Source organism: Tessaracoccus zhenghani, assembly GCF_055326325.1.
In genome coordinates this window covers 583,534-602,417 of the sequence record NZ_JBUZNQ010000002.1, presented here as the reverse complement: position 1 = coordinate 602,417, position 18,884 = coordinate 583,534, and the positions used below count along the sequence as shown (strand labels likewise).

The window sequence follows — 18,884 nt, the reverse complement described above, 5'->3', positions numbered from 1 at the left end:
TTAGCGCTAGCAGGGAAGGTTCCAAGCAGTATGAGTGCGCGCTTCCTTGGGCCCGCCCGCCTAGGATCGGGTCCGTGGAGATCAGTGGGGATGCGTTTGAGGGGCTCGTCGAGGAGGCGCTCGAGATGCTGCCCGAGCGTCTCACGGAGCATCTGGACAATCTCGTCTTCGTCATCGAGGACGAACCTGAGGACGGCTCGGACACGCTCGGCTGGTACGAAGGCACCTCGCTGACGGACCGTGGCGAGACCTACGGCTACGGTCAGCTACCCGACCGGATCGTGCTGTTCCAAGGCCCGCTGACCCGCCTCTGCGAGACGGAGGACGATCTCTACGAGGAGATCTGGATCACGCTCGTGCACGAGTTGGGGCACTACCACGGCATCGAAGAGGACTCGCTCCACGAGCTGGGTTGGGGCTAGCCGCAGACGGCGGCCAGTTCACCGGAGAACGCCAGCGGCTGTCCCCCGCCGCACAGGGCGCGGCTCACCGCCGGCACCATGCCTGGCCCCTGCTCGACGGCGGGAGCCTCACCGAAGGCCCGCTGGGCGCCCAGAAACGCTTCCCACGCCGTGGGTTGACGGGTGGCTTCGACGCGGGTGTTGTCCGGGTCCAGACCGGCGGCCTCCGCCGCGTGCCGGAAAAAGGCGTCGCGGCCCATGATGTCGTCGATGAGGCCGTGTTCCTTCGCCGTCTCCGGGTCGAACAGGTACGCCCCCAACTGTCCGGTGATCTTCTCTGCCGGGATGTCGCGATGCGTGGCCACGTGGGAGACGAAGTTGTCGTACTCGACGTCGAGGCCGGCCAGGTAGTGGGCCCTCTCCTCCTCCGTGATGGGGCGGAAGGGGTTGCCGAAATCTTTGCCCTTGCCCGCGGACAGGTATTCCTCGGTGATGCCGCCGGTGGTCGTGACGCCGGATTCGAGGATGGTGCCGGTGGTGGCCACCACGTCGGTGTACTCGCGCAACGGGCCGAAGATCACGCCGATGGAGCCGATGAGCGCGCCGTGGTCCGAGATGATCTCGTCTGCCGAGGCCGTGGCGTAGACGCCGCCGGAAGCAGACATGGAGGTGACGTGCACGAGCACCTTGTGGCCGGTGCGCTCCTGGTAGCGGTCGACGGCGTCGCTGATGGCGCGCGACCCACCGATGCTGCCGCCGGGGGTGTTGACCAGCAGCACCAGCCCAGAGGCGTCCTCCGCCGTCAGTTCGTCGATCTGGGCAGCCACCTCGTTGCCGAAGGTGCCCGCGGAGAGCAGCGCCCCGTCGGAGGCGTCGGACAGGATGGCGCCGGAGACGTTGACGGCGCGCAACGTGTCGGAACCGCTCCCCCACATCGTGGTCAGACCGGTGCTCGCGGAGCCCGCGGCTGACGGGGCGAGCGCCGCGAGGCTCACCACCATCATGAGGGTGGTGACCAGCGAGGTCACCAGCAGCATCCCGCCCAGACCCAGGCCGAGCCCGACCCCGCCGCCGAAGCCCCGTGCGAACGCCCCCTTCGCCGGGGACGGCCCCACCGGGACGGGCGGTGGCCCCTGCGGGCCCTGCCTGGGCGTGAGATGGGGCGACTGGATGTCGGCGCCGCGTTCGTGGGGTGAGGGTGGGGGAAAGTTGTGCCTGTCGTCGTTCACTGCCTGATGCCTCCTGATAAGCCTTGCCCACCCTAGTGGAGCGCCAGTCCGGTAGATTCAAGAACACCCCTCGCCGGCTGTGGTGGAGCCACGGATCAGGAGTAGTCAGATGAAGACCGTCACCCGTTGGGCAGCCGTGATCCTGAGTGCACTCGCGCTGGTCGGAGGTTCCGGCCCGGTGGCTGAGGCCGACTACCCCACCCCCACCTCCTCGGTCGGGCAGCACCTAGTGGACATCGTCAGCGGGTGGAACCAGATTTTCCCGGGCTCGGTCGACGCATGGGAACTCCACGGGTCGGCCGCGCACCTGGCCTACCTCGACAGTTCGGTCCTGACCTGGCCGAGCATGCAGGAGGATCTGCGCCAGAAGATGCGCAAAGCCGGCGCCACCACGGTGGGCTTCACCCCGGTTGCGATACCGTACTCCACCGTCGAGGCGGCCGTGGCGGCGCTCGAGAAGCGGTACTCGGCGGAGTTCACCAGCGGGGCGTTGGCGGCGATCTACCCCACCCCCGGCCTCGCGCAACGGTCCCTGCAGGTGGCTGGGGAAAGCGCCGGAGTCGCGCTGCTGCAGGCACAACTCGGCACCAGCTACCAGGGCCTGCCCGTGGTCTACCGCGTGGGCGCGCAGCCGGCACCCGCAGGCCTGGACGTCTACATCACCCCCGGCATGCACCTGCTGAACGGCAGGGAGTGGCGCACCCGATGCGAGCCCTACTCGCGAACCAAGCGCTGCCGCACCGAGATCAAGGCCACTACCATCCAGAACGCCAGCGGCAGTTACGTCCAGACCACCGGCTGGGTGTTCAACAACCTCACCTACGCCGCGTCGCCGCGTTCGCTGTGGAAGGGCAACCCCCTGGGTTACACCGTGCGCTGGTCCGCCGCCGACAGCCGGCAGTGGCGCACGGAGTGCGACACGGCGCTCACCGGTCGCAACGCGTGCCGCTCGTTCGTGATGTCGACGTTCATCGCGTTGGAGAACGGCCGGTTCGTGCAGAAGACGGACTGGCAGTTCAACAACATGGTGCGCTTCAGCTGAGGGCCACCCCGCGCAGCACCATCGCCAGCGGCCGACGGATGGTTTCGGCGCTGGTGCGCGGGTCCGCATCGAGCACGATGAGGTCTGCGCTGGCCCCCACCTCGATGCCGTCCGCGCCCAGCCATTCGCGGGCCGCCCAGCTGGCGGCGGCCATGGCGAACGCACGGCCCCCCACCTCTGCGAGGGCGTCGATCTCGTCGCGGATGCGGCCGTGTTCGACGACGGTGCCCGCGTCGGTGCCGGCGAAGACGGGCACCCCGGCTTCGATCGCCTTGCCGATGGTCTGCTTGCGGCGCGCGTGGAGGTCGTGCATGTGGGCGTAGTAGCTGGGAAACTTCTCCTGTGCCGGAGCGGCGTACATCGGGAAGTTCTCCAGATTGATCATGGTCGGCACCAGAGCCGTGCCCAGGCCGGCCATCTGCTCGATGCCCTCGTCGCTGAGGCCGGTGCCGTGCTCGATGCAGTCGATGCCGGCGGCAACGAGCTCATGGACGGCCTGCTCGCCGAAGCAGTGGGCGGTCACGCGGGCGCCCTCCTCATGGGCGGCGTCGATGGCCTGCTGCGCGATGTCCGCCGGCCAGAGCGGCGCGAGGTCTCCCACGCCGCGCTCGATCCAGTCGCCGACGAGCTTGATCCAGCCCTCGCCGGAGCGGGCCTCGTGCCGCACCTGTTCGACGAGCTGGTCCGGCTCCACCTCGACGCCGAGATAGCGGATGTAGCGCCGGGGGCGGGCGATGTGGCGGCCGGAGCGGATCAGCCGGGGCAGGTCGTGCTCGCCGTGCACCCACCGGGTATCCGACGGCGACCCCGCGTCGCGCACGAGCATCGTGCCGGAGCGCAGGTCCTCCCTCGCCTGCCGGCGGACCGTCTCCGGGCTGACCGCGCCTTCGACGCCCAGCCCGATGTGGGAGTGGGCGTCCACGTAGCCGGGCACGATGAAAGCGTTCCGGGCGACCATGGTGGAGTCGCGCACCGGTTCGTCGGTGAGGACGCCGTCGACGATCCAGAGGTCGCGGGGCTCCTCCTCAGGGAGGAACGTGCCATGGATGTGCAGGGGCTGGGTCACGGGTCGCTCCTCTGGCTGTCCTCAGGCTCGAGAATCAGAACTTCGGCTTGTTCTCGTTGAACATCTTCTGCAGTTCCGGCGGGAGCTGGAAGTCGTCGATGGTCTGGGGGATCTGCGGTGCGGCGGGATGGGCCGCCGGGCGGTTCGAGCCGGCGGGGCGTGCGGTGCCGCGGCGACCCTTCTTACCCTTCTGGTTCTGCTGCTTCTGCGGCTTGCGGCCACCGGGCATCCCAGGCATGCCGCCCATGCCGGGCATCCCGCCCATGCCCGGGAACTTGCCGCCAGCCATGGATTCCATCATCTTGCGGGCCTCGACGAAGCGGTTGACCAGCTTGTTGACGTCGGAGACCTCGACGCCCGCACCGCGGGCGATCCGGGCCCGTCGCGAGCCGTTGAGGATGGCCACGTCGTCGCGTTCCTTCGGCGTCATGGAGAAAATGATCGCCTCGATGCGGTCGATCTCCCGCTCATCGATCTCGTTGATGGCCTGCTTGAACTGCCCGGCACCGGGCAGCATGCCGAGGATCTTCGACATGGGGCCCATCTTGCGCAACTGCTGCATCTGGGAGAGGAAGTCCTGGAGACCGAACTGGTTCCGGCTCATCAGCTTCTCAGCCGCAGCACGCGACTCTTCGGCGTCGAAGGTCTTCTCCGCCTGCTCGATGAGCGTGAGGACGTCACCCATGCCGAGGATGCGCGAGGCCATCCTGTCCGGGTGGAACATGTCGAAATCTGCCAGCGACTCGCCGTTGGAGGCGAACATGATGGGCTTGCCCAGCACGCGGGCGACCGAGAGCGCGGCGCCACCGCGGGCGTCGCCGTCGAGCTTGGTGAGCACCACGCCGTCGACCCCGACGCCCTCGTCGAACGCCTTGGCGGTGTTGACGGCGTCCTGGCCGATCATCGCGTCGACGACGAACAGCGTCTCGTGCGGGTTCACAGCGGCCTTGATGTCCGCGGCCTGCTGCATCAGCTCCGCGTCGATGCCGAGGCGGCCGGCAGTGTCGACGATGACGACGTCGTAGAGCTTAGCCTCCGCGTGGGCGATGGAGCCCCGGGCGACCGCGATGGGGTCACCGACTCCGTTGCCGGGCTCCGGGGCGTAGACGTGCACTCCCGCGCGTTCGCCGACGATCTGGAGCTGCTGCACGGCGTTCGGCCGCTGGAGGTCAGCCGCCACCAACAGCGGGGTGTGTTTCTCCGACTTCAGCCAGCGGGCGAGCTTGCCCGCGAGCGTGGTCTTGCCGGCGCCCTGGAGGCCGGCGAGCATGATGACGGTGGGCGGCCGCTTCGCGAAGCGGATCGTACGCGCCTCCCCGCCGAGGATGGAGACCAGTTCCTCGTTGACGATCTTGATGATCTGCTGCGAAGGGTTCAGGGCCTTGGACAGTTCAACTTCCAGGGCGCGGGTCTTGACCGCTGCGACGAACTCCTTGACGACGCCGAGGTTGACGTCGGCCTCGAGCAGCGCGATGCGGATCTCGCGCATCGTGGCGTCGATGTCGGCCTCGGTCAGCCGGCCCTTGGCGCGCAGCCCCTTGAACACCGACGCGAGCCGGTCCTGCAGAGTGTCAAACACTGAGTCAATCCTTCTACGGTTGGAGGCAACTGAATCAGGATACCCAACGGTGCCCCGACCCTGATCCACGGCGGCGGATGCGGTCAGAGCCTGGGGCTGCTGTTGATAACTTTGGGGGCTTGTCCGACGGTCGTGCTTCCATGGTGGGCATGAGCGACGAAGCACTCGGCATCCTCCAGCAACTCACCGGCCGGCCGGACGCGCAGTTCCACCCGGGCCAGCGCGAGGCCATTGAAGCACTCACTGAGCACGGGCGTCGGGCGCTGGTGGTGCAACGCACCGGTTGGGGCAAGTCCGCGGTGTACTTCATCGCCGCCCTGATGAGGAGGAGGGCAGGCCACGGCCCGGCGCTGATCATCTCTCCCCTGCTGGCGCTCATGCGGGACCAGGAGGCGGCGGCCGAGCGGGCCGGCGTGCGCGCGGTGGCCATCAACTCCTCCAACGTCACAGACTGGGGCCAGATCGAGGAACGTCTCGCTGAGGACTCGGTCGACGTGCTGTTCGTGTCGCCGGAGCGCCTCGTCAACCCCCGCTTCCGCGCCGAGCAGCTCCCCCGGCTGATGGCCCGCACCGGCCTCCTGGTGATCGATGAGGCGCACTGCATCAGCGACTGGGGCCATGATTTCCGACCGGACTACCGCCGGCTGCGCACCCTCATCGCAGAACTCCCCGACGGCGTGCCCGTCCTGGCCACGACGGCCACGGCCAACCAGCGCGTCGTCGAGGACGTCGCCGAGCAGATGGCCGCAGGAGGACACGAGGTCTTCACGCTGCGCGGCGCCCTGGCACGCGAATCGCTGCGTCTCGGGGTGCTCGACGTGGGCACGTCCTGGCGCCGGCTGGCCTGGCTGACGCAGCACCTGGGGGACCTTCCGGGCAGCGGCATCGTCTACTGTCTGACGGTCTCGGCTGCGGACGACACGGCTGCGGCCCTCCGCGCCGCGGGGCACCAGGTGCTCGCCTACACCGGTCGCACGGACCCGGCTGACCGGGTGGCGGCCGAAGAAGCGCTCAAGAACAACGAGGTCAAGGCCCTGATCGCCACCTCGGCGCTGGGGATGGGCTTCGACAAGCCGGACCTCGGGTTCGTCGTGCATGTGGGGGCACCGTCGTCTCCGGTTGCGTACTACCAGCAGGTGGGCCGCGCGGGCCGCGCCACGGACCATGCGGAGGTGTTGCTCCTGCCCGGCACGGAGGACCGGGAGATCTGGCACTACTTCGCCACCAACGCGATGCCGACGGAGGCCAAGGCCGGCGCTATCCTCGACGCGCTCAATGCTGAGGGCCGGCCGCTCTCCACACCGGCGCTCGAGGCCCGTGTCGATATCCGCCGCTCGCAACTCGAACTGCTGCTGAAGGTCCTCGCTGTCGACGGCGCGGTGCAGGCGGTTCACGGCGGTTGGGAGGCGACGGGCCGGCCCTGGGTCTACGACCAGGAGCGCTACGACCGGATCGCGGCGGCGCGGGTTGCGGAGCAGCAGGCCATGGTGGAGTACCAGCGCCTGCCCGAAGGATCTTGCCGGATGGAGTTCCTCACCTCGGAGCTCGACGACCCCACCTCGGCGAGGTGTGGCCGGTGCGACACGTGCGCCGGGCCCTGGTATCCCACGGAGGTCACCGTCGAAGCGGCGGAGCAGGCGCGCTCGACGCTCGATCAGGTGGGCGTGCCCATCGCGCCGCGGGGCCAGTGGCCCTCCGGCCTGGACCAATTGGGCGTCACGGACGAGGACGGAAAGCCGATGCGCGGCAAACTGTCCGGCAACGAGACCCTCGACGAGGGGCGGGTGGTGGCCCGCCTGACGGACCTCGGCTACGGCAACGCGCTGCGCGAACTCTTCGCCCCGGGTCCTGACGGGCAGCCCCTCGACGGCGAGGTGCCGGCGGAGCTGGCCGGCGCCTGCCTGCGGGTGCTGAAGGAGTGGAGCTGGCAGGATCGGCCGACGGCGGTGGCGTGGGTGCCCAGCCTGTCGCGCCCGCAACTGGTGGAGTCGCTGGCCACGGGCATCGCGCGCGCCGGGAGGTTGACGTTGCTCGGGCCTCTGGATCTGAACCCCGGCGCTGAGGAGCTCAGCAGGTCAACCAACAGCGCCTTCCGGGTACGGGACGCGTGGCACCGGTTCCGCGTGCCCGCTGCCATGGCCGAGTCGCTGGCGGCTGGAGGACCGGTGCTGCTCATCGACGACCTGGTGGACTCGCGCTGGACCCTGACGGTCGCCGGCCGGTTGCTGCGCCGGGCCGGAGCCGGCTCGGTGCTGCCCTTCGCGCTGGCCAGCGTGGCCTGACACACCGGGGCTTCGTCGGCGCCCGTTAAAGGGACCCCTGCTCTTCCGCGCGGGGGGTTCCCCCAGTAGCCTTCCAGAAGCGAATCCGCTGCAAGTCAGGACAAAAAAGGAGGCAGCGGTGTTGATCGGTATTCCCAACGAGGCGCCGGAGGCGCGCGTGGCCGCCACGCCGAGCACCGTGACCCATCTGGCACGTCTCGGGTACGAGGTGGCCGTTGAGGCCGGGGCGGGCGCACGCGCCTCGTTCCCGGACCACGCCTTCGCCGAGGCGGGCGCTCAGGTGGTGTCAACCGAGGCGGTGTGGCAGAGCGACGTCATCGCCATGGTCGGCGCCCCCACCCCGGAACAGACCGCCCTCCTGCGGCCGGGCCAGACGCTCGTCGGGTTCCTGAATCCCCGCACAGACCTGTCGCTGACGGAGGCCCTCGCGGAGCGGGGCGTGACGGCGCTCAGCATGGACATGGTGCCGCGCATCTCGCGCGCCCAGTCGCTCGACGCCCTCTCCTCGATGGCGAACATCGCCGGTTACCGCGCCGTGATCGAGGCCGGTCACGCCTTCGGCCGGATGTTCGGCGGCCAGGTGACCGCCGCCGGCAAGGTGGCGCCGGCCAAGGTGTTCGTCATCGGCACCGGTGTCGCCGGGCTGGCGGCCGTGGGCGCGGCCCGCAGCCTGGGCGCTGAGACCTTCGCGACAGACGTGCGGCCGGAGACGGCCGAGCAGGTGGAATCCATGGGGGCGCGGTTCCTGCACATCGCCACGGCCAAGCAGGTCTCCGCGGACGGGTACGCCCAGGAGTCCTCCGCCGACGACGCGGACAGGGCCACCGCGCTGTACGCCGAGCAGGCCCACACCGTCGACATCATCATCACCACCGCGGCCATCCCCGGCCGCCCCTCCCCCAAGCTCATCACCGCCGACATGGTGGCCAGCATGCGTCCCGGCAGCGTCATCGTCGACCTCGCCGCGGCGGGTGGCGGCAACTGCGAGCTGACCCGCCCGGGCGAGACGTACACCACCGATGGCGGCGTGACGATCATCGGCTGGACCGATCTCGCCTCCAGGCTCCCCGGCCAGGCGTCCCAGCTCTACGGCACCAACCTGGTCAACCTGTTCAAGCTCCTCACCCCGCAGGGCGACGGTGCGCTCACCGTCGACTTCGACGACGAGGTGCACCGCCAGATGACCGTCACCCGCAACGGGGAGATCACGTTCCCCCCACCGCCCATCCAGGTGTCGGCAGTCCCCGCGAGGACCCCGGCGACCCAGGTGCCGGCCCAGGTCGCCAAGGCCTCCCCGCCCGATCAGTGGGCGCGGTTCCGCCGCCTGATGCTCGTGGTGGCCGCCTGGCTCCTGCTGGCCCTGCTCCTCCCTGGTGGGTTCCTCGGCCACATCCTGGTCTTCGGGCTCGCCTGCGTGGTGGGCTACTACGTGGTCTGGGGCGTGCAGCCTGCGCTCTACACCCCGCTGATGAGCGTGTCCAACGCCATTTCCGGCATCACGATCGTCGGGTCCATCACCCAACTCACGTCGCCCCTGTTGTACGTCCAACTGATCGCGTTCGTCGCCATCGTGCTGGCCGGTATCAACTGCGTCGGCGGCTTCGCCATCACCCAGCGGATGCTGGGGCTGTTCGCTTCGTCGAAGGAGGCCTGAGGTGCTCGACGCCTTTGTCTTCGGCTGCTACATCGCCGCCGCCCTGCTGTTCATCCTGAGCATCGTCGGACTGTCGAAGCAGACCACCGCCCGCTCCGGCAACGCCTACGGCATCGCCGGCATGACGCTGGCCGTCGTCGCCACCGTGGTCCAGACCTTCGCCACCCAATGGAACCTCCTCGGGTTCGCGCTGCTGGTGATCGCCCTGGTGATCGCCTTCGCAGTCGGGCTGCTCTACTCGGCCAGGGTCGCCATGACCGGCCTCCCCGGCCTGGTCGCCCTGTTCAACGCCTTCGGCGGTCAGGCGTCCGCGTTCGTGGGCATCAACGCGTCCCTGGGCGTTGAGAGCTACCCGGCGCTGACGGACCAGATCGTGCACGGCGTCGAGGTATGGGCCGCGGTGTTCGTCGGCTCGCTGACGTTCTCGGGCTCCATCGTCGCCTGGGGCAAACTCAACGGGAAGATCACCTCGAAGCCCACCGCGCTGCCCGCCAAGAACCTCGTCGTCGGCCTCCTGGTGCTGGGCCTGATCGGTTCCCTCGCCTGGCACCTCATCAGCCCCAACCTGTGGGCGCTCATCATCGCCCACCTCCTGGGCTACGCCTTCGGCATCATCATGGTGCTCGCCATCGGCGGCGCGGACATGCCCGTGGTGGTCAGCTTCCTCAACTCGTTCTCCGGGTGGGCCGGAGCCCTGTCGGGCTTCGCGGTGGGCTCTGACCTGCTGATCGTGGCCGGCACCATCGTCGGTCTCTCCGGCATCATCCTGTCCGTCGTGATGGCCCGTGGCATGAACCGCTCCATCACCAATGTGCTGCTCGGCGGGTTCGGCACCGGCGACTCCTCCGGCGCAGCGGTGGCGATCCTGGACGCCGACGGGAACCCGAAGCAGGCTGTCATCACCAACGTCGACGAGGTGGTGGGCTGGCTCACCGATGCCCGCCGGGTGGTCATCGCCCCCGGGTACGGCATGGCTGTCGCGCAGGCCCAGCACCCCGTCGCAGAACTGGCCAAGCGGCTGATCAGCAACGGCGCGCAGGTGCGCTTCGCGATCCACCCTGTGGCCGGTCGCCTGCCGGGGCACATGAACGTGCTGCTGGCCGAGGCGCACGTCCCGTACGACATCGTGCTGGAGATGGACGAGATCAACGACGACTTCCACGAGACCGACGTGGTGCTGGTGATCGGCGCCAACGACACCGTGAACCCCGCCGCCATGGAGCCGGGCACGCCCATCAGTGGCATGCCGGTGCTGCGCGTGTGGGAGGCCGACAGGGTGATCGTCTTCAAGCGTTCGATGGCCCCCGGCTACTCCGGGGTGGAGAACCCGCTGTTCTTCGAGGACAACGCCACCATGTTGCTGGGCGACGCCAAGGTGAGCTCCGACGCCCTCGTGGCGGCCATCCGAGCCCGCGTCTGACTACTCGCCCAGGATGCCCTGGACGAAGTTCTCGGGGTCGAACGGCGCGAGGTCGTCGACGCCCTCGCCCAGGCCCACCAGCTTGACGGGCACGCCGAGTTCGCGCTGTACCTGGATGACGATGCCGCCCTTGGCGGAGCCGTCCAGCTTGGTCAGCACGATGCCGGTCACGTTGACGACCTCCGCGAAGATGCGCGCCTGGGTCATGCCGTTCTGACCGGTGGTGGCGTCGAGCACGAGCAGCACCTCGGTGACGGGGGCCTTCTTCTCGATGACGCGCTTGACCTTGCCCAGTTCGTCCATGAGCCCGGTCTTGGTGTGGAGCCGGCCGGCGGTGTCGATGATGACCACGTCCACGCCATCGCGGGCACCTTTGTCGACGGCGTCGAAGGCGACGGACGCCGGGTCTGCACCCTCGCCGGAGCGCACGGTCTCGACCCCGACGCGCTCACCCCACGTCGACAGCTGCTCAGCGGCGGCCGCACGGAAGGTGTCTGCCGCCCCCAGGACCACGGACTTGTTCTCAGCCACCAGCACGCGGGCCAACTTGCCCACGGTGGTGGTCTTGCCGGTGCCGTTGACGCCGACGACCAAGACGACGGCCGGGTCACCGTCGTTTGCGGGGGTGAGGTTCAGCGACCGGTCGAGCGTGGGGTCCACCAGCTTGAGGAGTTCGGTGCGCAGCACGTTCTTCGCGCGGACGGGGTCTGCCACGCCGTCGATGGCGAGCTCCCTGCGGAGCGCCTCCGTCAGTTCGGTGGTCGGGCCGACGCCCAGGTCTGAGGTGATCAGTGTGGTCTCGAAGTCATCCCACACCTCCTCGTCGATCCGGTCCGCGCTCAGGAGGTCGCCCAGTGCGCGGGCCAGGGCGTTGTTGCTGGAGGAGAGCCGCCTGCGCAGCCGCGCCCAGCGCGTGCCCGGCGCTTCCGGGGCCTCGATGTCCGGCTCCACCACCACGGGTTCGGGTGCGACCACCGGCGGCGCCGGTTCGACCACGACCTCCTCGGGCGCGACGACCGGCGGTTCGAGATCGGTTGGTTCGATCTCCGCCCGGGTCTCGGCCTCGAGCCGGCGCTGCCGGCGTCCGTCGACGGTGATGATGATGCCCGCGACCACGATCGCGAGGCCGATGATCCCGATGATTACCCAGAAAAACCAATCCACGCGCTCATCCTACTGGGCACGCGCGTCCCGGCTGCGGGCGGCTGCGGGGAGCGGGGTTCAGCCGGCCTCTTCGGCGAGTCGCTGCGAGACGACCGTCGAGATGCCGTCGCCGCGCATCGTGACCCCGTACAGCGAATCCGCGATCTCCATGGTGCGCTTCTGGTGCGTGATGACGATGAGCTGCGACGACGCCCGCAGTTCCTCGTAGATGCCCAGGAGCCGGCCGAGGTTGGCGTCGTCGAGCGCCGCCTCCACCTCGTCGAGGATGTAGAAGGGGCTGGGGCGGGCGATGAACAGCGACACCAGGAACGCCACCGCCACCAGCGAGCGTTCGCCACCGGACAGCAGCGAGAGCCGCTTGACCTGCTTGCCCGCGGGCCGCGCTTCGACGTCGACGCCGGTGGTCAGCCAGTTGCCGGGGTCCGTGAGCACGAGCTTGCCCTCGCCGCCCGGGAACAGGCGGGCGAAGACCTTGTCGAAGCTCTCCTCCACGTCGCGGTAGGCGGCTTCGAAGACCTCCTGAACCCGCTTGTCGACCTCGGCGACGATATCGATCAGGTCCGTGCGGGTCTGGCGCAGGTCCTCGAGTTGCTCCGCCAGGAACTGGTGGCGGGCCGTCATGGCGTCGAACTCCTCGAGCGCCAGTGGGTTCACCCGCCCCAGCACGGCGAGGTTCCGCTCAGCGGCGCGCAGCCGGGAGGTCTGCTGATCCCTGTCGTAGGGCACCGGCTCGGGCTGCTCGTCGTCATCGCCCAGCGCCGTGCCATCGGGGCGCGTGATCACGGGTACCAACTCGTCCGGCCCGTACTCCGTCACCAGTTGCGCCGGCTCGAGGCCGAGTTCGCTCAGGGCGCGGTCCTCGAGTTGTTCGATGCGCATCCGGTGTTCGATGCGCACCATTTCATCGCGGTGGGCGCCGCGCACGATCTCGTCGAGACGCTGGGAGGCGGCCTTGGATGCATGACGTGCGCGCGTGGTGCCGGCTTCGGCCTCGCGTCGGGCGGCGTCCGCGGCGTCGCGCTGGGCGGCGGCCTTCTGACGGGTGGCCTCCACGCGCTCCGCGAGGATGAGGGCCGCGTCGTTGACCACGCGGGCGATCTCGCCCTCCCGACGCAGGTGCTCGGCCCGCTGCCTGGCCTTCGCCCGCGACTGGCGCTCGTGTTGCGCGGCCCGCAGCAGCGACTCGGCGCGGCCGGAAATGGCCTTGACCTGCTCCTCGACGGAGCGCAGTGCCAGCCGGGCGTCCATCTCGGCCTGTCGGGCGCGGCGTGCCTCGCCGGCTTTCTCGTCGCGCTCCGCCGGGTCCGGCTCCGTCACGTCCTCTTCGGTCGACGCGGCCTCCAGCCGCTCTGTCAGCTCAGTGAGTTGCTGTTCGTCGCGGGCGCGGGAGGAGCGCGCCGTGTCGATCGCCTCGGCGAGCCGCTCGGCCTCCTTCATGGCGGCGGCCTGCGATTGGCGGAAGGAGCCAAGCTGATCGGCCACGGCTGCGAGCTGGGCATCCGAATCGTGCAGGGCCGCCAGCGCGTCCGCCTCGGCGCGCCGCGCGGCGACGAGCCTCTCCTCCAACTCGTCCGCGGCGAACTTCAGGCGGTCGGATTCGTGCCCGGCGGCGGCCAACGCGTCCTCGGCCTCGGTGAGTTCGGCCTGCACCTCGAGCAACGACGGAGCCGCCGCGGTACCGCCCTCGACCAGCCAGGACGAGAAGAAGTCGCCGGCCCGGGTCACGGTGGTGAGGTGGGGATGCTCCCCCACCAGTTGCGCAGCATCCTCGGCCGTCTCGACCGCAACGGTGTCGCCGAGGAGGCGGCTGAGGGCAGCCGCGAGCGAATCCGGCGCCTCGACGAGGCTCAGCAGCGAAGTGCCCGGCGCGCCCTCCGTCCGAGCGTCGGGCGCCGGGCTCACGGAAGGGTCTGCCACGACCAGGGGCGCCCGGCCCAGGTCCTGGTCCGCCATGTGTCTCGAGGATGCCAGCGCCCCGTCGAGGCCCTGCACGACGACGGCCTCCGCCAACCCACGCAGCGCCGCCGACACGGCGGCCTCCCAGCCGGACGTGACCGTGAGCAGATCACTCAGGCGACCCACCACCTCGTCGCGGCCGGCCCCGAGCAGATCTGCTGAGCCGTCCTTGCGCTGGGTCAGCAGCCGCAGCGCGTCCACGCGCGCGTTCAGCCCGGCCCGCCGCCTGCCCACGTCCGCTTCCCGCGCCTTCAGTGCAGCACCGTCGGCCTCGAGCGCTTCCAGCGCGGCCGCGGCCTTCTCGTAGTCGGCATCGAGGTCCGACTCGGAGGCGCCCAGCCCCGCCAGGGAGGATTCAGTGTGGTGGAACTTCGCCGCAGCCTCTTCGGCGCGGTGCAGCGCCTCTGCCCGGCGGTTGTCGAGCCGGGCGATCTCCTCGTCGGAAGCCTCCAGGCGCGACTTGATCGAGTTCACGCGCCCCGTCAGCCGGGCCAGCCCCTCGCGCCGGTCCGCGATCGCCCGCAGCGCGGAGCTGTAGGCCTGCTCGGCGGCCGAATGTTCCTGCTCGGCGCCGTTGCGGCGCAGCGTCGCGTCCGTCAGGGCGCTGTTGGCCGCCTCCACCTCGCGGCGCAGCCCCTGCTCCTTGACGCGGATGTCTGCCGCCTCGGCCTCGAGGGCCTCGGGGTCGCGCCCGCCGACGTCGAGCGTGGGCTGGTTCTCACCGGCGCGCATGCGCTCTGCCGAGATCGAGATGGTCGTGGTGACGCGTTCGCGCAGGCCGGCCAGCGCGTACCACTGCTCCTGCGCTGCGTCGAAGTCTGTCGCTGCGGCCCGGAGCCGACGCTCGGCCGCTTCCTCCGAGGCCTGCGCCTCTGCCACGGCCTGCTCGGCGCGCGCCTTGGCCTCCTCGGCGGCCGCCTCGTCTGCCAGTTCGGCCTTCAGTTTTTCCTGCGCGGTCGACAGGTCGTCTGCCAGCAACCTGGCCTTCGCGTCGCGGAGTTCGGCCTGGATGACCGCCGCCTTGCGCGCGGCTTGCGCCTGCCGGCCGAGGGGCTTCAGCTGACGCTGGAGTTCGCCCACCAGGTCCTGCAGGCGCTCGAGGTTGGCGTTGGTGGACTCGAGCTTCCGCAGCGCCTTCTCCTTGCGCTTGCGGTGCTTGAGGACTCCGGCGGCCTCCTCGATGAAGCCGCGCCGCGACTCCGGGGTGGCCTGGAGGATGGCGTCGAGTTGCCCCTGACCGACGATGACGTGCATCTCGCGGCCGATACCCGAGTCACTGAGCAGTTCCTGGACGTCCAGGAGCCGCGCAGGGGTGCCGTTGATCGCGTACTCCGAACCGCCCGAGCGGAACATCGTGCGGGTGATGGTGACCTCGGCGTACTCGATGGGCAGGGCACCGTCGGTGTTGTCGATGGTGAGCTCCACCTCAGCCCGGCCCAGCGGGGCACGCTTGGCGGTGCCGGCGAAGATGACGTCCTCCATCTTTCCGCCGCGCAGCGTCTTGGCGCCCTGCTCACCCATGACCCAACTGAGCGCGTCGACGACGTTCGACTTGCCGGACCCGTTGGGCCCGACCACGCAGGTGATGCCGGGTTCGAAGACCAGCGTCGTCGCGGACGCAAAGGACTTGAAACCACGCAGGGTGAGTTTCTTGAGATACATGTCAGACGGTGGGTCTCTCTTCGACGGGAGCCTCTGCCACCGTCAGCTTAGAGGAGCGCACCGCCCTGAAGGTCCAGACCTTGTTCACGATGAAGTTGATCGGCATGGTGAGCATGATCGCGATCAGCTGTGCCCAGTATTCGCGGGAGTTGAGGCCCCGTTCCTCATGGAAGTAGGGCTCCGGCAGGTAGACCGGGCTCGAGGGGTTCGTGAGCAGGATCTTGATCACCAGGCCCACTGCGGCCGCCACGGAGCCGACGGCGAGGAAGGGCCAGAACTCGGCCCACCAGGTGGCGTGCTTCGTGCTCTGGAACGTCCACCAGCGATTGAGCTGGAAGTTGTAGAGGTTGGCCACCAGGAACGCCACGATCCACACCACAGCCGTGAAGCGCAGGTTGAACTCGCTGCCCGGGATGGACCAGACGATGTCCTGGGCGTTCTGGGAGCCGCCGTTGAGCCGGTTCATCACCACGGCCACCACCATGTTGATGAGGACGCCGGAGCCGCCGACGATGCCGAACTTCAGGAACTGCCCGATCGACCTTCGGTAGCGGGCTTTGTGAGAAGCGTTCACTGACGTCCTTTCGGGGCCTGCTGGCAGGCCGGACACAGGTAGGAGCTGCGGTTCATGAAGACCCGCCGCACGATGGGGCGGCCGCAGCGGCGGCACGGTTGGCCTTCCCGACCATAGGCGTTGAGGGAGCGGGAGAAGTAGCCGGACTCACCGTTGACGTTCACATAGAGACTGTCGAACGACGTGCCGCCCTGCTCGAGCGCCTCCGCCATGACCTCACCCGCGGCCCGGATCAGCTCCACCGCCTTGCGCGGCCCCAGATCCGGCGTCGGGGTGTCGAAGTGGACGCGGGCCCGCCACAGGGCCTCGTCGGCGTAGATGTTGCCCACCCCGCTGATCAGCGACTGGTCCAGCAGCGCCCGCTTCACCGTCGTGCGTCTGGCGCGCAGGCGGGCGGCGACGGCGCGGGCGTCGAAGCCGGGGTCGAACGGGTCCAGGGCGATGTGCGGCACGGGGCACGCGGCCAGTCCGGGACGGAAGTCCAGGCCACCGAACATGCGCTGGTCGACGAACCGCAGTTCGGTGTCGTCGTCCAGGTGGAACACCACGCGGGTGTTGCGCACCAGTTCGTCGCCCGGGGAGTTGAAGCGGAACTGGCCGCTCATCCCGAGGTGCGCCACGAGGGCGTCCTCACCGAGCACGGCCCACAGGTACTTCCCCCTCCGCCGGATCTCTTCGATCCGGCGCCCGGCCACGTCTGCACGGAACCCTTCGGGACCCACCGCGTGGTAGCGCACGGGACGCGGGTGGTGGACGGTCACGTCACTGATCGTGCGGCCGGCGGCGTGGCGGTGGAGGCCGAGGCGGACCACTTCCACCTCTGGCAGCTCAGGCACTGGTGAGCTCCGCCACGGCGAGCCGCGCGGCGATCTGTTCAGCGCGCTTCTTGCTGGGAGCCGTCCCCTCACCCACGGCGCGTTCCTGCACGTGCACCACTGCGGTGAATGTGCGCTGGTGGTCCGGGCCGGTGCCGTTCACGACGTACCGGGGCAGGCCCCATCCGTTGGCGGCGGTGAGCTCTTGGAGGACCGTCTTGTAGTCCGCGTAGTCACCGGACTGGGCGGAGGCTGCGATCAGAGGATCGAAGTTGTGGTGGATGAACCGTGCGGAGGCGTCCGGGCCTTCGGAGAGGTGGATGGCGCCGATGACGGCCTCCATCGTGTCCGCCAGGATGGAGCCCTTCTCCTGGCCGCGCGTGGCGATCTCCCCCTTCCCCAACCGCAGGTGCTCCCCCAGTTCCAGGGAACGGGCGAGTTCTGCCAACGGTGCGGAGCTCACTACGGAGGCGCGCAGCTTCGCGAGGTGGCCCTCGGCCAACTCGGGGTAGCTACGCACGATGTGCTCGGTCACCACGATCTGCAGGACCGCGTCGCCCAGGAACTCCAGCCGCTCATTCGAGGGCAGGGAGTTCTCGTAGGCGAAGCTGCGGTGCGTAAAAGACAACTCAAAGAGCTGGGCGTCAACCTCGACGCCCAGCTCCTTCAGCTGGTTTTCAAGCCTGCTCATCCCCTGGCTCGGGGAGAGCCCGCTCAGGCCTCGACGACCTGGCGACGCGCACCGCGGGGGCCGTACTGGCCACAGGCGGGGCACGCGGTGTGCTGCAGGTGCGGCTCACGGCAGGCGGGGTTGGCGCACACAACCGTGGGCACAACGCTCGTCTTCCACTGCGCACGGCGCGAACGGGTGTTGCTGCGCGACATCTTCCGCTTCGGAACTGCCATGATCTTCTCCTAGATTCTCAGCAAAGTCAGTTGTTGCTCTCGCCGCGCAGTCCAGAGAGGTTCTCCCAGCGGGGATCAATCTTCTCCCCGTGGCTGTGAGCGGGATCATCGTTGCGGTTGAAACCGCAATCGGGGCAGAGCCCGAGACAATCTTCGCTGCACAGTGGCGTGAACGGCAATTCGAGCACCACAGCGTCGCGCAGGGTTTCGTCCAGATCGATTGTTTCGTCGACCACGACGCTCTCGTCCTCATCGACCTCGCGGCCGGGATAGAAGAAGAGTTCCTGCAGATCGAAGGACTCTTCGTCCTCGATGTCATCCAGGCAGCGGGCGCATTGGCCGTGCAGTTGCACGGTTGCGGTTCCCGTCACCAGGATGCCTTCGACCACCGCTTCGAGCTTGAGATCAAGCTCGATATCGGAGCCCTGTGGCACTCTGATCACTTCGATACCAAGGTCGGCAGGCGCCGGAACCGTCTCGTGAATCACCTTCGTGGAGCCCGCGCTCCGACCAAGCTCATGCACCTCGAGAACAAGGGGTGAGCGACGATCGGGGTGCTGCTGTACCGGTGACACGTCGGATTCCCTTCGCCTAACCGTCCATGACCTCGTCATGACCGACTGCCAACTCTACCGAATCTCCAGGCTCGGGCCAAATCACCGTGCGCGTCTGGCCCGGAGCGCCGCCGCCACGTTCGCGGGCACGTACCTCGAGACGTCGCCGCCCAGGTTGTGGACCTGCCGGATGATCGTCGACGACATCGTGACGTGGTCACGCGCGGCCGGCAGGAGAATGGTGTCGAGGGCCCCCATGTCGTAGTTCATGTGGGCCTGCTGCAGCTCGAAATCGAAATCTGCGCCGAACCTGATGCCCTTGACCACTGCCCCGATCCCCCGCTCGCGGCAGAACTCGACGAGCAGCCCGTCCATCGCCTCGACGGTGATCCCGTCCACGCCGGTGGTGGCCCCCTGGACCAACGACACCCGCTCGTCGAACGAGAACAGGTACTTCTTCGAGGAGTTGTTGCCGATGGCCACCACCACCTCCCCGAACAGTGCCTGCGCACGGCGGATGATGTCGAGGTGCCCCACCGTGATGGGGTCGAACGAGCCGGGGCACAGAACCTTCATTCCG

At 68.9% G+C, this 18,884-nt stretch carries 16 protein-coding genes; 5 read left to right on the top strand and 11 right to left on the bottom strand.

What is annotated here, in order from left to right; genetic code table 11:
- The first annotated feature begins 74 nt into the window (after window positions 1-74).
- Window positions 75-422 carry a metallopeptidase family protein gene (locus ACZK4S_RS06595; protein ID WP_198928283.1) on the top strand — a complete coding sequence of 116 codons (348 nt, stop codon included), beginning with the start codon at window positions 75-77 and terminating at the stop codon, window positions 420-422.
- Here the strand turns inward: ACZK4S_RS06595 and ACZK4S_RS06590 are convergent.
- Complete coding sequence (locus ACZK4S_RS06590) at window positions 419-1,630, bottom strand: S49 family peptidase (RefSeq protein ID WP_463643777.1); 1,212 nt, start codon at window positions 1,628-1,630, stop codon at window positions 419-421. The genes ACZK4S_RS06595 and ACZK4S_RS06590 overlap by 4 nt on opposite strands.
- A 109-nt stretch (window positions 1,631-1,739) precedes the next feature.
- On the opposite strand from ACZK4S_RS06590, the gene ACZK4S_RS06585 reads away from it, so the two are divergent.
- Window positions 1,740-2,672 (top strand): hypothetical protein, encoded by a 933-nt coding sequence (locus ACZK4S_RS06585; RefSeq protein WP_463643776.1) that lies wholly within the window; start codon window positions 1,740-1,742, stop codon window positions 2,670-2,672.
- On the opposite strand, the gene ACZK4S_RS06580 is transcribed toward ACZK4S_RS06585, so the two are convergent.
- Both ACZK4S_RS06580 and ffh read right to left on the bottom strand, forming a co-directional pair.
- Window positions 2,665-3,738 (bottom strand): amidohydrolase family protein, encoded by a 1,074-nt coding sequence (locus tag ACZK4S_RS06580; RefSeq protein WP_463643775.1) that lies wholly within the window; start codon window positions 3,736-3,738, stop codon window positions 2,665-2,667. The two genes, ACZK4S_RS06585 and ACZK4S_RS06580, sit on opposite strands and share 8 nt — an antisense overlap.
- Before the next feature lie 34 nt (window positions 3,739-3,772).
- Entirely contained in the window at window positions 3,773-5,317 is a 1,545-nt protein-coding gene (gene ffh / locus ACZK4S_RS06575; protein WP_076062351.1) for a signal recognition particle protein, read from the bottom strand.
- Window positions 5,318-5,457: 140 nt separating this feature from the next.
- Here ffh and ACZK4S_RS06570 point away from each other — a divergent pair, with 140 nt between their 5' ends.
- The 3 genes from ACZK4S_RS06570 to ACZK4S_RS06560 all read left to right on the top strand — a co-directional run bounded on the left by ACZK4S_RS06570 (window position 5,458) and on the right by ACZK4S_RS06560 (window position 10,673).
- A complete protein-coding gene (locus ACZK4S_RS06570) occupies window positions 5,458-7,599 on the top strand; it encodes a RecQ family ATP-dependent DNA helicase (protein ID WP_463643841.1) in 2,142 nt (713 codons plus the stop codon).
- 118 nt (window positions 7,600-7,717) lie between these two features.
- Window positions 7,718-9,253: a Re/Si-specific NAD(P)(+) transhydrogenase subunit alpha gene (locus tag ACZK4S_RS06565; RefSeq protein WP_463643774.1), complete on the top strand. Its 1,536-nt coding sequence runs from the start codon at window positions 7,718-7,720 to the stop codon at window positions 9,251-9,253.
- Between the two features lies 1 nt (window position 9,254).
- Complete coding sequence (locus ACZK4S_RS06560; protein ID WP_463643773.1) at window positions 9,255-10,673, top strand: NAD(P)(+) transhydrogenase (Re/Si-specific) subunit beta; 1,419 nt, start codon at window positions 9,255-9,257, stop codon at window positions 10,671-10,673.
- Here the strand turns inward: ACZK4S_RS06560 and ftsY are convergent, their stop codons facing one another.
- The 8 genes from ftsY to coaD all read right to left on the bottom strand — a co-directional run bounded on the left by ftsY (window position 10,674) and on the right by coaD (window position 18,880).
- Window positions 10,674-11,837, bottom strand: a complete 1,164-nt coding sequence (gene ftsY, locus ACZK4S_RS06555) for a signal recognition particle-docking protein FtsY (protein WP_463643771.1) — start codon at window positions 11,835-11,837, stop codon at window positions 10,674-10,676.
- Window positions 11,838-11,894: 57 nt separating this feature from the next.
- On the bottom strand, window positions 11,895-15,455 hold the full coding sequence (gene smc / locus ACZK4S_RS06550) for a chromosome segregation protein SMC (RefSeq protein WP_463643770.1): 3,561 nt from the start codon (window positions 15,453-15,455) through the stop codon (window positions 11,895-11,897).
- A 1-nt stretch (window position 15,456) separates the two neighbouring features.
- Window positions 15,457-16,029 (bottom strand): GtrA family protein, encoded by a 573-nt coding sequence (locus ACZK4S_RS06545; protein ID WP_076062364.1) that lies wholly within the window; start codon window positions 16,027-16,029, stop codon window positions 15,457-15,459.
- Window positions 16,026-16,865, bottom strand: coding sequence for a bifunctional DNA-formamidopyrimidine glycosylase/DNA-(apurinic or apyrimidinic site) lyase (mutM, locus tag ACZK4S_RS06540; protein ID WP_463643769.1), 840 nt, complete (start codon window positions 16,863-16,865; stop codon window positions 16,026-16,028). Before mutM ends, ACZK4S_RS06545 begins: the two co-directional genes overlap by 4 nt.
- The gene (rnc, locus tag ACZK4S_RS06535) at window positions 16,858-17,535 is read right to left on the bottom strand and encodes a ribonuclease III (RefSeq protein WP_083665565.1); all 678 of its coding nucleotides are present in this window, start codon (window positions 17,533-17,535) and stop codon (window positions 16,858-16,860) included. The genes mutM and rnc overlap by 8 nt, the downstream gene beginning before the upstream one ends.
- Window positions 17,536-17,558: 23 nt before the next feature.
- Window positions 17,559-17,750 (bottom strand): 50S ribosomal protein L32, encoded by a 192-nt coding sequence (rpmF, locus tag ACZK4S_RS06530; protein WP_076062368.1) that lies wholly within the window; start codon window positions 17,748-17,750, stop codon window positions 17,559-17,561.
- Window positions 17,751-17,776: 26 nt separating this feature from the next.
- A complete protein-coding gene (locus ACZK4S_RS06525) occupies window positions 17,777-18,325 on the bottom strand; it encodes a YceD family protein (RefSeq protein ID WP_076062370.1) in 549 nt (182 codons plus the stop codon).
- A gap of 81 nt (window positions 18,326-18,406) precedes the next feature.
- A complete protein-coding gene (gene coaD / locus ACZK4S_RS06520; RefSeq protein ID WP_076062372.1) occupies window positions 18,407-18,880 on the bottom strand; it encodes a pantetheine-phosphate adenylyltransferase in 474 nt (157 codons plus the stop codon).
- Window positions 18,881-18,884: the final 4 nt, after the last annotated feature.

Excerpts from the sequence above, each read along its gene's own strand:
- ACZK4S_RS06585 (WP_463643776.1), top strand. The coding sequence starts at position 1,740 with ATGAAGACCGTCACCCGTTGGGCAGCCGTGATCCTGAGTGCACTCGCG.
- ACZK4S_RS06570 (WP_463643841.1), top strand. The coding sequence starts at position 5,458 with ATGGTGGGCATGAGCGACGAAGCACTCGGCATCCTCCAGCAACTCACC.
- smc (WP_463643770.1), bottom strand. The coding sequence starts at position 15,455 with ATGTATCTCAAGAAACTCACCCTGCGTGGTTTCAAGTCCTTTGCGTCC.
- rnc (WP_083665565.1), bottom strand. The coding sequence starts at position 17,535 with ATGAGCAGGCTTGAAAACCAGCTGAAGGAGCTGGGCGTCGAGGTTGAC.
- rpmF (WP_076062368.1), bottom strand. The coding sequence starts at position 17,750 with ATGGCAGTTCCGAAGCGGAAGATGTCGCGCAGCAACACCCGTTCGCGC.
- coaD (WP_076062372.1), bottom strand. The coding sequence starts at position 18,880 with ATGAAGGTTCTGTGCCCCGGCTCGTTCGACCCCATCACGGTGGGGCAC.